The sequence below is a fragment of the Thioalkalivibrio sp. ALE16 genome (assembly GCF_000381305.1).
Taxonomy (GTDB): domain Bacteria; phylum Pseudomonadota; class Gammaproteobacteria; order Ectothiorhodospirales; family Ectothiorhodospiraceae; genus Thioalkalivibrio.
The window spans coordinates 56,569-69,343 of record NZ_KB906363.1 but is presented as its reverse complement, the minus strand read 5'-3'; the positions used below and the strand labels follow the sequence as shown (position 1 = coordinate 69,343).

12 protein-coding genes and 1 pseudogene are annotated in these 12,775 nt (G+C 68.9%); 11 read left to right on the top strand and 2 right to left on the bottom strand.

Annotated features, from left to right (window positions below; all coding sequences use genetic code 11):
- Window positions 1-107: 107 nt before the first annotated feature.
- Window positions 108-644: an inorganic diphosphatase gene (ppa, locus tag F627_RS0109660; RefSeq protein ID WP_018867199.1), complete on the bottom strand. Its 537-nt coding sequence runs from the start codon at window positions 642-644 to the stop codon at window positions 108-110.
- Between the two features lie 271 nt (window positions 645-915).
- Between ppa and F627_RS0109655 the strand changes: the two genes are divergently transcribed.
- From F627_RS0109655 to F627_RS17015, 9 genes and pseudogenes are all read left to right on the top strand, one after another.
- The gene (locus tag F627_RS0109655; protein WP_019583947.1) at window positions 916-1,557 is read left to right on the top strand and encodes an adenylate kinase; all 642 of its coding nucleotides are present in this window, start codon (window positions 916-918) and stop codon (window positions 1,555-1,557) included.
- Window positions 1,558-1,564: 7 nt separating this feature from the next.
- Complete coding sequence (locus F627_RS0109650) at window positions 1,565-3,817, top strand: LPS-assembly protein LptD (RefSeq protein ID WP_019583946.1); 2,253 nt, start codon at window positions 1,565-1,567, stop codon at window positions 3,815-3,817.
- Window positions 3,801-5,240, top strand: a complete 1,440-nt coding sequence (locus F627_RS0109645; protein WP_018880123.1) for a peptidylprolyl isomerase — start codon at window positions 3,801-3,803, stop codon at window positions 5,238-5,240. The genes F627_RS0109650 and F627_RS0109645 overlap by 17 nt, the downstream gene beginning before the upstream one ends.
- Window positions 5,206-6,264 (top strand): 4-hydroxythreonine-4-phosphate dehydrogenase PdxA, encoded by a 1,059-nt coding sequence (gene pdxA / locus F627_RS0109640; RefSeq protein WP_019583945.1) that lies wholly within the window; start codon window positions 5,206-5,208, stop codon window positions 6,262-6,264. Before F627_RS0109645 ends, pdxA begins: the two co-directional genes overlap by 35 nt.
- Complete coding sequence (gene rsmA / locus F627_RS0109635; protein ID WP_018867194.1) at window positions 6,261-7,064, top strand: 16S rRNA (adenine(1518)-N(6)/adenine(1519)-N(6))-dimethyltransferase RsmA; 804 nt, start codon at window positions 6,261-6,263, stop codon at window positions 7,062-7,064. Before pdxA ends, rsmA begins: the two co-directional genes overlap by 4 nt.
- 34 nt (window positions 7,065-7,098) lie before the next feature.
- The gene (locus F627_RS0109630; protein ID WP_018877104.1) at window positions 7,099-8,076 is read left to right on the top strand and encodes an ROK family protein; all 978 of its coding nucleotides are present in this window, start codon (window positions 7,099-7,101) and stop codon (window positions 8,074-8,076) included.
- 37 nt (window positions 8,077-8,113) lie between these two features.
- Complete coding sequence (gene apaG / locus F627_RS0109625; protein WP_018867192.1) at window positions 8,114-8,512, top strand: Co2+/Mg2+ efflux protein ApaG; 399 nt, start codon at window positions 8,114-8,116, stop codon at window positions 8,510-8,512.
- Window positions 8,513-8,525: 13 nt separating this feature from the next.
- Window positions 8,526-9,359 (top strand): symmetrical bis(5'-nucleosyl)-tetraphosphatase, encoded by an 834-nt coding sequence (locus F627_RS0109620; protein ID WP_019583944.1) that lies wholly within the window; start codon window positions 8,526-8,528, stop codon window positions 9,357-9,359.
- 388 nt (window positions 9,360-9,747) lie between these two features.
- Window positions 9,748-9,957: pseudogene (locus tag F627_RS17015) on the top strand (hypothetical protein).
- Window positions 9,958-10,224: 267 nt separating this feature from the next.
- Here F627_RS17015 and ilvA read toward each other — a convergent pair.
- Complete coding sequence (gene ilvA / locus F627_RS0109610; protein ID WP_018878297.1) at window positions 10,225-11,739, bottom strand: threonine ammonia-lyase, biosynthetic; 1,515 nt, start codon at window positions 11,737-11,739, stop codon at window positions 10,225-10,227.
- 102 nt (window positions 11,740-11,841) lie between these two features.
- Here ilvA and rpiA point away from each other — a divergent pair, with 102 nt between their 5' ends.
- Window positions 11,842-12,504: a ribose-5-phosphate isomerase RpiA gene (rpiA, locus tag F627_RS0109605; RefSeq protein ID WP_026332081.1), complete on the top strand. Its 663-nt coding sequence runs from the start codon at window positions 11,842-11,844 to the stop codon at window positions 12,502-12,504.
- A gap of 18 nt (window positions 12,505-12,522) precedes the next feature.
- Complete coding sequence (locus F627_RS0109600) at window positions 12,523-12,732, top strand: DUF2905 domain-containing protein (RefSeq protein ID WP_018867188.1); 210 nt, start codon at window positions 12,523-12,525, stop codon at window positions 12,730-12,732.
- Window positions 12,733-12,775: the final 43 nt, after the last annotated feature.

The window sequence follows — 12,775 nt, the reverse complement described above, 5'->3', positions numbered from 1 at the left end:
GGGTCACGGCGTCACGACCAGGTCCGTGGCCCGCGCACGCAAACGCCGCACCGACCCTGCGGGACGGCGCGGCGCTGACCGACCGCTGCATGCAGCGGGGCGCGGCGTCAGATCTTGCTCTTCTGGTAACGCTTGTAGCTGGCAACAATCTCCGCCTTGGCTTCGTCGGCGCCAACCCAGCCTTCCACCTTGACCCACTTGCCCTTCTCCAGCTCCTTGTAGCGTTCGAAGAAGTGCTTGATCGAGTCCAGGAGCTCCTTCGGCACGTCGTCCGGGCTCTGGAACCGCGCGGACTGCGTGCACAGCTTGTCCACCGGCACCGCCAGGATCTTCGCGTCCACCCCGGCCTCGTCGGTCATCTTCAGCATGCCGATCGGGCGCGAGCGCACAACCGAGCCCGGCAGCAGCGGCACCGGGGTGATCACCAGCACGTCCACCGGGTCGTTGTCTTCCGACTCCGTGTTCGGGATGAATCCGTAGTTGCACGGATAGAACATCGCGACCGCCATAAAGCGATCAACCACCAGAGCCCCGCTGTCCTTGTCCATCTCGTACTTGACGGGCTGACCCTGGGTGGGGATCTCGATCACCACGTTGATGTCGTTGGGGAGATCCTTGCCGGCTTCGATCTGGTTGAGGTCCATGCTTGAGTAGTTTCCGATTGCTTTGAAGAGCGAGGGATTATACAGGGGAGACACCCCGCAAGGGCACCCATCAACAGTCGCATCAGGGAGACTCGAACGGCCGCGCGCGGTTGCGGCGCATCGGCCTCAGGCGGTATAAGACCGCGCTCGGGAAACGGTTTGCGGCCCGCCCTCGCCCCGGGCCGGCTGCCCGTTTCACCACCGCAATCAACGTGCCGTCCCGTTCCCGGCTAGTCCTGCGGTCCGGTACGGCACCCGGCAGGAGTCAGCTATGCGTATCGTCCTGATGGGCGCACCGGGGTCCGGCAAGGGCACCCAGGCCAAGAAGATGGTCGCCACCTTCGGCATCCCCCAGATCTCCACCGGCGACCTGCTGCGCGCCGCGGTCGCGGCCCGGACCGAACTCGGCAAGCAGGTCGAGAACGCGATGGAATCCGGCAATCTGGTCCCGGATGATCTGGTCCTGGGCCTGATCCGCGATCGCCTGCAGGAACCCGATGCGCAGAAGGGCTTCATCCTCGACGGCTTCCCGCGCAATGTCGCCCAGGCCGAGGCGCTGGACAGCATGCTGGCCGACATCGAGTCGCCGCTGGATCGCGCGATCCAGATCGACGTCCCGTTCGAGGAGCTCAAGCAGCGCCTGACCGGCCGCGTGTCCTGCGGGGACTGCGGCGCGGTCTTCAACACCCATACCTTCCCGCCACAGAAGGAAGGCGTGTGCGACCTGTGCGGCGGCGACCTGATCCACCGCGCGGACGACAACGAGGAAACCGTGGTCAATCGCCTCAAGGTCTACGAGGACCAGACCCGGCCGCTGATCGAGTACTACGATCACCACGGTCTGCTCAAGCACATCAACGGCACCCGCGACATCGAGCTGATCTTCGACGAGATCCGCCAGCTGCTGTCCTGACGTCGGGATGAGCCGCCGGCCCGCCAACCCCCCGCCGCGCCATCGCCCGATCGCGCGGCCGGTCGCGTGCGGGATCGGCCTGGTGACCGCGGCGCTGCTCCCGCTCGCGCTGCCCGCGGAGGAGCGCCCCCCGGGATGCGAGTTCGCCCCGGGGGTCGAGTGGCCCGAGCTGCGCACCCTCGAGGGCGGCCTCACCGAGATCGACGCCGACCAGGTGCGCCGGGACGGCGAACGCATCTCGGCCTCGGGCAACGTCCAGCTGTTCGAAGGCGGACAGCGCCTGGACACCGAATTCCTCGAATACGACCGCGCCACCGGCACCGCCCGAACCGAAGGTGACACCCGCCTGTTCGACGGCGACCTGCTGCTGCACACCGAGGGCGGGGAATACCGCCTGGACGCGGAGACCGGCGAGTTCCGCAGGATCGACTTCCTGGTGCAGTCCATCCCGGCCCGGGGCAGTGCCGCCCTGGGCGTCCAACACGCCCCGCACCGTCACGACTTCGAGGAGGCCGAATACACCACCTGCCCGGTCGGCAACGATTCCTGGTGGCTGCGCACCCGGGATCTGGAGCTCGATCGCGAGACCGGCGTGGGCGTGGCCCGCAATGCGACCATCCGCTTCAAGGGTGTACCCATCGCCTACACCCCGTATATCAACTTCCCGCTGGACGACCGCCGCAAGAGCGGCTTCCTGCTGCCCAGCGCGGGCACCGGCGGCCGCACCGGCTTCGATCTCGCGACGCCCTGGTACTGGAACATCGCGCCCAACTACGACGCGACCTTCACGCCTCGCATCATGGCCGATCGCGGAATCATGCTCGGCACCGAGTTTCGCTACCTCCAGCCCCGGCACAATGGCGTACTCGACGTGCGCTACCTGCCGGACGACCGCGAGACCGGCGAAGACCGCCACTTCGCCCAGTGGCGCCACCAGACCCGCATCACCTCCAATCTGAACCTGCGCGTCGACGCTGCGGATGTCTCCGACCGGGAATACTTCTTCGACTTCGGCAACTCGGACCGCTATGCGGGTTCGACGCCCTATCTGCGCCGATCCGCCGACCTGACCTGGAACCAGCCGGCCTATCGCCTGCGCACCCGCATCGAGGACTACCAGATCGTCGACCCCGAGCTGAGCGCCGCCGGCGAGCCCTACCAGCGGCTGCCACAGATCACGCTGGAGGCCGGGGAATACCTGGGCCACGGCCTCTCCTGGGATCTGGATACCGAACTGGTGCGCTTCGAGCGCAGCGAGGACCAGTCCGGGCGCCCCGTGGGTACCCGCCTCGACCTGAATCCCGAGGTCCGCTGGCGCCATGACACCGGCGGCTTCTTCTTCGAACCCGCCACCGGTGTCCGCCATACCCGCTACGAACTGGACCGCCGCGACCAGACCAGCGGTCCGGAATCGATCAGCCGGACGGTACCACGCGCCTCGATCGACACCGGGCTGATCTTCGAACGTTCCATCGCCAACGGCCACCGCCTGCAGACCCTGGAACCGCGCATCTTCTACGGCTACGTGCCCTACCGCGACCAGGACGACATCCCGATCTTCGACACCGGCGAGGCCGACTTCAGCTTCGACAACCTGTTCAGCCTGGACCGTTTCGTCGGCGCCGACCGCGTGGGCGATACCCATCAGGTCACCACCGCCCTGACCACCCGCATCCTCGACCAGCAGACCGGGCGCGAGCGCCTGAGCCTGTCCGCCGGTCAGATCCACTACCTCGAGGACCGCGAGGTCCGCCGCGGCACCGGACAGGACCCGCTGACGGACTCGCGTTCGGACCTGGCCCTGGAAGGTCGCGTGCGCATCGGCGATGCCTGGAGCGGCCGCGGCTCCATCCTCTACAACGAGGACGCGCGCGAAACCACCCTGGCCGCGATCTCGGTCGGCTACCACCCCTCCGAGCGCGCGCGGATCAACGTCGGCTACCGCCAGCGCGAGGCCGGCGCCCGCTCCATCGACCAGACCGACGTCTCCGTGATGTGGCCGGTCACCGATCGCATCGACGCGATCGGCCGCTGGAACTACAGCCTGCAGGAAGAACGCGACCTCGAACTTCTGGCCGGGCTTCAGTATCGTAGTTGCTGCTATGGTATCCGTGTGGTGGCGCGCCGCGCGTACAGCTTCGACGAGACCTACGACAACTCGATCTACTTCCAACTCACGCTGGACGGCCTGGCAAGGTTCGATTCCGGCGTGGATTCGCTATTGCGCGAGGGTATTGCCGGATATGACGCACGTCCCTGAACAACGCCGCGGCGGGGTCCGCACCCTGCTGCCCCTGCTGGCCGTCCTGGTCTACGGCCTCGGCCTGCCGGCCATGGCCCAGACGCCCGGGTCGGCACCCGGCGGGCTCTCGCAGGGCGCGGTCGAGGCACCGGTCACGCCCGGGGCCGCCCGTGACGGCGGTACCCCGGCGGCGCCCATCACGCCCGAGGGCGACCGCTTCACCGACCGCATCCTGGCGGTGGTGGGCGACGACGTGATCACCCAGCGCGAGCTGGTGGAGCGCATGAACCTGGTCGCCCAGCAGATGATCGAGCGCGGTAACCGTCCGCCCGACCAGGACACCCTGGCGCGCCAGGTCATGGAGCGCCTGATCGTCGAGCGCGTGCAGCTGCAGGAGGCCGAGCGCGTCGGCATCAACATCGACGAGATGACCCTGAACCGCGCGATGGAGAACATCGCCCGCGAGAACCGCATGACCCTGCCGCAGCTGCGCCAGGCTCTGATGCAGGACGGCGTGGACTTCAACGCCTTTCGCGAGCAGATCCGCCACGAACTGACCGTCAACCAGCTGCAGCGCCGCCAGGTCGACCAGCGCGTCCGCGTCTCCGATCAGGAGATCGCCGACCTCATCGCCTCCGAGAGTGGCGCCATTGACCGCGGCGTGCGCTACCGCATCGCCCAGATCATGGTCGCCCTGCCCCAGGGCGCCGACGCCCGGCAGATCGCCGAGGCGCGCCAAAAGGCCGAGTCGCTGCGCGACCGCGTGCGCGAGGGCGAGGACTTCGCCACCGTCGCCATCAGCGAATCCGAAGGGCCGCAGGCCCTGGACGGCGGCGATCTGGGCTGGCGTTCCGCCGGCGAGATCCCCACCGTGTTCGCCCGCGAGGCCGTACTGATGCGGACCGGCGAGGTCAGCGATGTCCTGCGCTCCCCCAGCGGTTTCCACATCATGAAGCTGCTGGACCGCGAGGGCGGTGACCAGACCCGCGTGCAGCAGACCCGCGTGCGCCACATCCTGATCAGTCCGGACCAGGTGCGCAGCGACGAGGACGCACGCCGCCAGGCGCAGTCCCTGTACAACCGCATCCGCGAGGGCGCCAGCTTCGAGGACCTCGCCCGCGCCAACTCCGACGACCCCGGCTCGGCCGCCCAGGGCGGCACCCTCGGGTGGGTCAGCCCGGGCGAACTGGTTCCCGCCTTCGAGGAGGCCATGCAGGCGCTGGAACCGGGCGTGGTCAGCGAGCCGGTGGAGAGCCAGTTCGGCTGGCACATCATCGAGGTCCTGGAGCGCCGCGAGGTGGACACCTCGCGCGAACAGATCCGGGCCCGCGCCCGCGAGATCCTGCAGAACCGCAAGCGCGACGAAGAGCTCGAGCTGTGGCTGCGCCGCCTGCGGGACGAGGCCTATGTCGAATACCGGGTCGACGGCTTCGGCTCCTGATCCGCGCGGGGCCCACCCGGTCCGGCGTCTGGCCCTGACTGCCGGCGATCCCGCCGGGATCGGGCCCGATCTGCTGATCGCCATGACGCGGCAGCGCGGCCAGGCGCAGCGCGTCGCCATCGCTGATCCTGACGTGCTGGAGGCGCGCGCCCGCCAGCTGGGCGAGTCCCTGCGCCTGATGCCCTTCGACCCCCAACGCGCGCGCGAGCCCACCCCGGCCCACACCCTGGAGATCCTGCCGGTTCCGGTGGCGGCCCCGGTGGTCGCGGGCACTCTGAACCCCGCCAACGCCGAACACGTGCTGGCCCTGCTCGCCACGGCCGCCGACGGCTGCCTGGACGGCACCTTCGAAGCCATGGTCACCGGCCCGGTCCACAAGGGCGTGATCAATCGCGCCGGGATCGCCTTCAGCGGGCACACCGAGTGGCTCGCCGAACGCGCCGGGGCTCCGACGCCGGTGATGATGCTGGCCACCGAGGCGCTGCGGGTCGCGCTGGTGACCACCCATCTGCCCCTGCGCGCGGTCCCCGATGCCATAACCGCCGATCGCCTGGAGGCCGTAACCCGCGTCCTGCACCACGACCTGCGCCGCGACTTCGGCATCGCGGAACCCGTGATCGCGGTCTGCGGCCTGAACCCGCACGCCGGCGAGGACGGCGTCCTCGGACGCGAGGAGATCGAGATCATCACCCCGACCCTGGATCGCCTGCGAGAGGCCGGCATGCATCTGCGCGGCCCACTCCCGGCCGACACCGCGTTCACCCCGCGCGCGCTCGAAGGCGTCGACGCGGTGCTGGCCATGTATCACGATCAGGGCCTGCCGGTCCTCAAGCACGCCGGCTTTGGCGGGGCCATCAACGTGACCCTGGGCCTGCCCTTCATCCGCACCTCGGTGGATCACGGCACCGCACTGGACCTGGCCGGCACCGGGCGCGCGGAGGTCGGCAGCTTCCAGGCCGCCGAACGCCTGGCGGAAACCCTCGCGGCCCGTGCCGCCGCCAGCAGGAGCATCTCGGGGACATGACCCGCCTCAAGACCTCGTCGCCGATCCGCAAGCGCTTCGGCCAGAACTTCCTGCACGATGCCGGCATCCTCGCGCGCATTGTCGCGGCGATCGACCCGCAGCCAGGAGACGCCGTACTCGAGATCGGGCCCGGCCGCGGCGCCTTGACCGCGGCGCTGCTGGAGCGCCTGGACCACCTCGTCGCCGTGGAGATCGACCGCGACCTGGCCGCCGGGCTGCGCGCCGGTTTCCCTCCGGAGCGCCTGGACCTGCACGTGGGCGACGCCCTGGACATGCGGCTGGCCGATCTCGGCCCCCTGCCCGAACGCGGCTGGCGCGTGGTCGGCAACCTGCCCTACAACATCTCCACCCCGCTGATGTTCCATCTCCTCGAACAGGTCGGCGCAATCCGCGACATGCACTTCCTGCTGCAGCGCGAGGTGGTGGAACGCATGACCGCCGCGCCCGGCAGCAAGCGCTACGGCCGCCTGACCGTCATGCTGGCCGCCCGGGCCTCGGCCACGGCCCTGTTCACGGTGCCGCCCGGGGCCTTTCACCCGCCGCCCAAGGTCTACTCCAGCGTGGTGCGCATCACGCCCCTGGCCGAGCCGCGGGTCGCACCGGCGCTGTACCCGACCTTCGCGCGGGTGGTGAACCAGGCCTTTTCCAGCCGCCGCAAGACGCTGCGCCGCGGGCTCTCCGGCCTGGCCACGATCGCGGACCTGGAGGCCGCCGGGCTGGACCCCGGGGAACGGCCGGAGAACGTCGACATCAGCGGGTTCGAGGCCCTGGCCCGGCAGATCCACGCAGGCGCGCACTGAGCCATCGGTCGCCACGATCCGCTACCATGAACCTATGGATCTGATCGTTGCCGATGTCGGCGGAACCAACACCCGCGTCGCGCGCGCCCGCCGCGAGGCGGATGGCTGGTCCCTGCACGAGGCGCAACGCTACCCCAGCCGCGAGCATCCGGAACTGGCCAGCATCCTCGAGCACTGGCGCCACGAATACGCCACGGTGGATACGTTCGCCGCCGCCGGGCTCGCGGTGGCCGGCCCGGTCCATCAGGGCCGGGCACGCGTGACCAACCTGGACTGGCCCGCCCTGGAGGCCGCCAGCCTCGGCGAACGCCTGGGTATGCCGGTCACGCTCCTCAACGACTTCGCCGCCATCGGCGCGAGCCTCGACGCGCTGCAACCCGGCGACTGCGAGACCCTCCAGCACGCGACACCCGATCCGGCGGGCCTGCGCCTGGTCGCGGGGGCCGGTACCGGGCTGGGCACCTGTCTGGTGGGTCCGCCCGGCCGGCCCGCCATCTATCCCGGCGAGGGCGGACACGCGCGCTTCTCGCCCGCCGGGCCCGAAGAGGCCGCGCTGGGCGATTTCGTAACCCGCGAACTGGGCTACTGCACGCGCGAACACCTGCTGAGCGGGCGCGGGATCGCCCGCATCGGCCAGTTCGAGCTCGACCGGCAAGCGGATCCCGAGCTGGCGGAGGCCCTTGCCGCGCGGGACCCGGCAGCCGCTATCGGCGAACTGGCCCGGGCGGGCCACCCGGCCGCCGAGAACGTGATCGACCGCTTCGTCGGGCTGTATGCCGGACAGCTGGCCGACATGGCCCTGACCGCGCTCCCCACCGGCGGCATTTACCTGGCCGGCGGGATCGCGCCCCGCTGGGTCGACGCCTTCCGTGGCCCGCGCTTTCGCTGTGCCTTCCGGAATCGCCCACCGATGACCCACTTGCTTGAGCAATTGCCCGTGGCCCTTATCATGCACCCCGAACCGGGCCTGCTGGGCGCCGCCGTCTGCGCCAGCCGGTCCGCGACCCCCTGATGCCGGGTCTCCCGCTCAAACCTGGAGCCACAACCGCATGAACCCGCCCCAAGAGCACGACGCCGAAGCCCATACCATCGAGATCGAGGTGTCCACCGCCTACGTGGAGGACCAGTCCGAGCCGGATGACGACCGCTACGTGTTCGCCTATCACGTGGTCATTCGCAACGCCGGCGCGCTGACCGTGCAACTGCTCAACCGCCACTGGATCATCCGCGACGGCCGCGACCAGACGCAGGAGGTCCGTGGCGAGGGGGTGGTCGGCGAACAGCCGAGCATCGCGCCCGGCGACAGCTTCGAATACACCAGCGGCACGGTCATCGAGACCCCGGTCGGCACCATGGAGGGCTCCTACGGCATGCGCGACGAACGCGGCAACACCTTCGACGCGCCGATCCCGCCGTTCACCCTCTCCGTCCCGCGCACCCTGCACTAGGCCGGGCGGAACGATGGCGCTGTACGCCGTTGGGGATCTCCAGGGCTGTCTGGACCCGCTGGATCGACTCCTGGAACAGGTGCGGTTCGATCCGGCGGAGGACCACCTGTGGCTGGTCGGCGACCTGGTCAACCGCGGCCCGGACTCGCTGGGCTGCCTGCGCCGGGTCATGGACCTGGGCGATGCTGCCACGACGGTCCTCGGCAACCACGACCTCCACCTGCTCGCCACCGCACAGGGCGTCCGCACGCCCGGTGGCAAGGACACCCTGCGCCCGGTGCTGGATGCCCCGGATGCCGCGGACCTGCTCGACTGGCTGGCCCAGCGCCCGTTGCTGCACCGCGACACCGCCAGCGGCTGGACCCTGGTGCATGCCGGACTCCCGCCCGCCTGGGACCCGGACACGGCCGCGCGCGAGACCCGGCGCGTGGAGGCCGAGCTGCGCGACCCGGCACGACGCCACGCGCTGTTCGAGGTCATGTACGGCGACGAACCCAGCCACTGGAGCCCCGATCTCGACGGATACGAGCGCCTGCGCTACACCATCAATGCCTGTACCCGCATGCGCTATCTCACCGCGGACGGCGGCCTGGAGTTCGCCGGCAATGGGCCGCCCGAGGAAGCGCCCTCCGATCTCCGGCCCTGGTTCCGGATGCCGGGGCGAGCCGCCGCCGGGCACCCGATCGTGTTCGGACACTGGGCCGCGCTCGGGCATCGGGTGGGGGCGGACTGGCTGGCGCTGGACAGTGGCTGCGTCTGGGGCAACTGCATGACGCTTGCCCGCCTCGATCACACCGACGGCGACCCGGCCCGCGTCACCACCTGGCAGACGCCCTGCCCCGCCTGACCCGCCCGCTACCGCACACCGCATTCCCAGCACTCGCCGCAGTCATCCAGCCGCCTGCCTTGCAGTGGCTGGTCCTGGCTCGGCCCCGGGCGTTTACGGTGCCTTCGGTCCGCCGCCTGCCCGGCGCTGACTCGCCAGCGCGCCGCGAGGTACTTCTTTGCTCGTGCAAAGAAGTACCCAAGAAACACGCCCGACTGCCGCGACCCCGGCCCGCTGCGCGGGCCGGGGTTTCCCTCGCTCCGAGGATTTTCGCGGGCGGCGCTGAACTCGCTACGCTGCGCTCCGCTCAGACATCCAGCGCCTTTTCTCCCGCGAAAACCCTCTCCACTCGGCGCGACGACAACGGGGGGTCAAGGTCAAGACAACGGCGGTTCTGACCTTTGTGCCAATGGATGGGGGCTGGGTCTGCCGACACCTGGGCACGCTCGGCCTGCGGCCGTTGCGTGCCGCGCCCGCGTAGCGGGCGCCAGGGGCTTTCGAGCGGCATTGCCTATGGTTAGGCGCAAACATGGTGATGCGTTCGGTTTTGACCTTCGCCTCCCGTATGGAGCCCCTCGCGGAGGGCGTGATGGGCCGGGAGAAGGCGCTGGATGTCTGAGCGGAGCCGAAGGCGCAGCGAGTTCAGCGCCGCCGGCCCAGCACGTCCGGAGCGAGGTTCCCGGGCGAAATCCGGGTGCCCTTCTTTGGGCACTTTCTTGGGCAAGCAAGAAAGTGCCTCGGGGCGCACTGGCGAGTCAGCGCCGGGCAGTATGCGGGCCAAAGGCACCGTAAACACCAGAGGACGAACCAGGCCTAGCCACCACGAGGCAGACAGCCAGACGAAGGACCTGGCTGCGATGACGAACAAGCGCCTGATGAGATGCGGTCAGCGGAGGAAGAGGGAGTAGGCCGGGTTGCTGGTCTCCTCGTGCCACGGATACCCGACCTCCTTCAGGAACTCGCGGAACCGGGCCCGATCCTCGGACGGGATCTGCATACCGACCAGCACACGCCCGTAGGCCGCCCCATGATTGCGGTAATGGAACAGGCTGATATTCCAGGTCTGCCCCATATGCGTCAGGAAATTCAGCAACGCCCCGGGTCGCTCCGGAAACTCGAAGCGATAGATCCGCTCGTTGCGGACCTCGCCCCCATGGCCGCCGACCATATGCCGCAGGTGCAGCTTGGCGACCTCGTTCTCGGTCATATCGAGCACCTCGTACCCCGCCCCCTCCAGGGCCTCCAGGATCTCCCGGCGCTCGTGATCACCGCCCTCCAGCTTGATCCCGGCGAACACCTGCGCGTGCTCGTCGTCGGCATAGCGGTAGTTGAACTCGGTGATCCCGCGCTTGCCGATAGCCTGGCAAAACTGGCGGAAACTCCCCGGGCGCTCCGGGATGGTGACCGCGAACAGGGCCTCGCGATGCTCGCCGATCTCGGCGCGTTCGGCCACATGGCGCAGCCGGTCGAAATTGATGTTGGCGCCGCTTAAGACCGCAGCGAAGTTTCCGCCCTGCACGCCCTCGCGCTGGAGGTACTGTTTCATCCCGGCCACCGCCAGGGCACCGGCCGGCTCGGCGACCACGCGGGTATCGTCGAAGACATCCTTGATGGCCGCACAGATGGAGTCGGTATCCACCAGCAGGACCTCGTCGACAAGATCGCGGCACAGGCGGAAGGTCTCCTTGCCGACCTGGCGCACCGCCGCGCCGTCGGCAAAGATACCGACCTGCTTGAGGTTGACCCGGCGGTTCTGCTGCAGCGCCTTGTACATCGAGGGCGCGTCGTCCGGCTCCACACCGATGACCTTGATCTCCGGGCGCAGGCGCTTGATATAGGCCGCCATGCCAGCGGCGAGCCCCCCGCCTCCGATACAGACGAACACAGCATCGAGTTCGCCCGGATGCTGACGCAGCAGCTCCATGGCCACCGTGCCCTGCCCGGCAATCACGTCGGGGTCGTCGAACGGATGGATGAACGTGTAGCCGTGCTTGGCTTCCAGCTCGCGGGCGTGGGCGGCGGCCTCGTCGAAGGAATCCCCGTGGAGTACGGCCTTGCCGCCGAAACGACGCACCGCGGCGATCTTGATCGAGGGCGTGGTCACCGGCATCACGATCACGGCCTTGATGCCGAGGTGGTTCGCCCCCAGCGCGACCCCCTGGGCATGATTGCCCGCGGAGGCCGCCACCACGCCCTTGGCGCGCTGTTCCGGGGTCAACTGGGCGATCTTGTTGTAGGCGCCGCGCAGCTTGAACGAGAACACCGGCTGCAGGTCCTCGCGCTTGAGCCAGAGCGTCGAGCCCAGGCGCTGCGACAGGGTCGGCATCGAGTCCAGGGGTGTCTCGCGGGCCACGTCGTAGACGCGCGCCGTCAGGATCTTCTCGAGATAGGGGATTTGCATGGCGAAACCATAGCATGCGAGCGGTTCACGGTTCCGCTTGTCCCGGGGCGGGAGCAGTCGGTATCCTCAATGGGTTATGGATCGTACATGCGAGAGATGTTGATGAATCAGGACGAAATGAAGAAGGCCGTGGCCGAGGCGGCGCTGGAACGGATCGAGAGCGGCTGGATCGTGGGTGTGGGTACCGGGTCTACCGCGAACTACTTCATCGACGCCCTGGCGGGCATCAAGGGCAAGATCGACGGGGCCGTCGCCTCCAGCGAGGCCAGCGCCGAGCGCCTGCGCGGACATGGCATCGAGGTGCTGGACCTGAACTCCGCCGGCCCGCTGCCGATCTACGTGGACGGCGCCGACGAGGCCACCCAGCACCTGCACCTGACCAAGGGCGGGGGCGGGGCCCTGACCCGCGAGAAGATCGTCGCGGCCGCATCGAAGACCTTCGTCTGCGTGGTCGACGAGACCAAGGTCGTGGACTACCTGGGCGCCTACCCGCTGCCGGTCGAGGTGATCCCGATGGCCCGCAGCCATGTCGCCCGCGCCCTGTCGAAGCTGGGCGGCAACCCGGAGCTGCGCGAGGGCTTCAAGACCGACAACGGCAACGTGATCCTCGACGTGCACAACCTGCGCATCATGAACCCGGTGGAGCTGGAGTCCGAACTGGACCACATCGCCGGTGTCGTGACCAACGGCCTGTTCGCTCGGCGGCCGGCGGACGTGATGCTGGTGGGTTCGTCCACGGGCGTCGAGGAGATGACCGCCAAGTAATCGATCGGGGCGATCGCCATGACCGACACGGGCAAGTGGCTGATCGTCATCGGCGGGCTGATCGTGGTGATCGGCCTGCTCTGGCCCTGGCTGGGCAAAATCCCTTGGGGCCGCTTGCCCGGGGATATCGTGATCGAGGGGGAAAACAGCCGGTTCTATTTCCCGATCACCACCATGATCATCGTCAGCGTGGTGATCTCGATCCTGCTGGCGCTTTTCCGGCGCTGACCCGCCGCCAGCGCACGCGCTGTCAAACAAAAGGGCCGGGATC

Coding starts and splice junctions, on each gene's coding strand:
- F627_RS0109620 (WP_019583944.1), top strand. CDS start 8,526: ATGGCGCTGTACGCCGTTGGGGATCTCCAGGGCTGTCTGGACCCGCTG.
- rpiA (WP_026332081.1), top strand. CDS start 11,842: ATGAATCAGGACGAAATGAAGAAGGCCGTGGCCGAGGCGGCGCTGGAA.
- rsmA (WP_018867194.1), top strand. CDS start 6,261: ATGACCCGCCTCAAGACCTCGTCGCCGATCCGCAAGCGCTTCGGCCAG.
- F627_RS0109655 (WP_019583947.1), top strand. CDS start 916: ATGCGTATCGTCCTGATGGGCGCACCGGGGTCCGGCAAGGGCACCCAG.
- ilvA (WP_018878297.1), bottom strand. CDS start 11,739: ATGCAAATCCCCTATCTCGAGAAGATCCTGACGGCGCGCGTCTACGAC.
- pdxA (WP_019583945.1), top strand. CDS start 5,206: ATGTCGAATACCGGGTCGACGGCTTCGGCTCCTGATCCGCGCGGGGCC.
- apaG (WP_018867192.1), top strand. CDS start 8,114: ATGAACCCGCCCCAAGAGCACGACGCCGAAGCCCATACCATCGAGATC.
- F627_RS0109630 (WP_018877104.1), top strand. CDS start 7,099: ATGGATCTGATCGTTGCCGATGTCGGCGGAACCAACACCCGCGTCGCG.
- ppa (WP_018867199.1), bottom strand. CDS start 644: ATGGACCTCAACCAGATCGAAGCCGGCAAGGATCTCCCCAACGACATC.
- F627_RS0109650 (WP_019583946.1), top strand. CDS start 1,565: ATGAGCCGCCGGCCCGCCAACCCCCCGCCGCGCCATCGCCCGATCGCG.
- F627_RS0109645 (WP_018880123.1), top strand. CDS start 3,801: ATGACGCACGTCCCTGAACAACGCCGCGGCGGGGTCCGCACCCTGCTG.
- F627_RS0109600 (WP_018867188.1), top strand. CDS start 12,523: ATGACCGACACGGGCAAGTGGCTGATCGTCATCGGCGGGCTGATCGTG.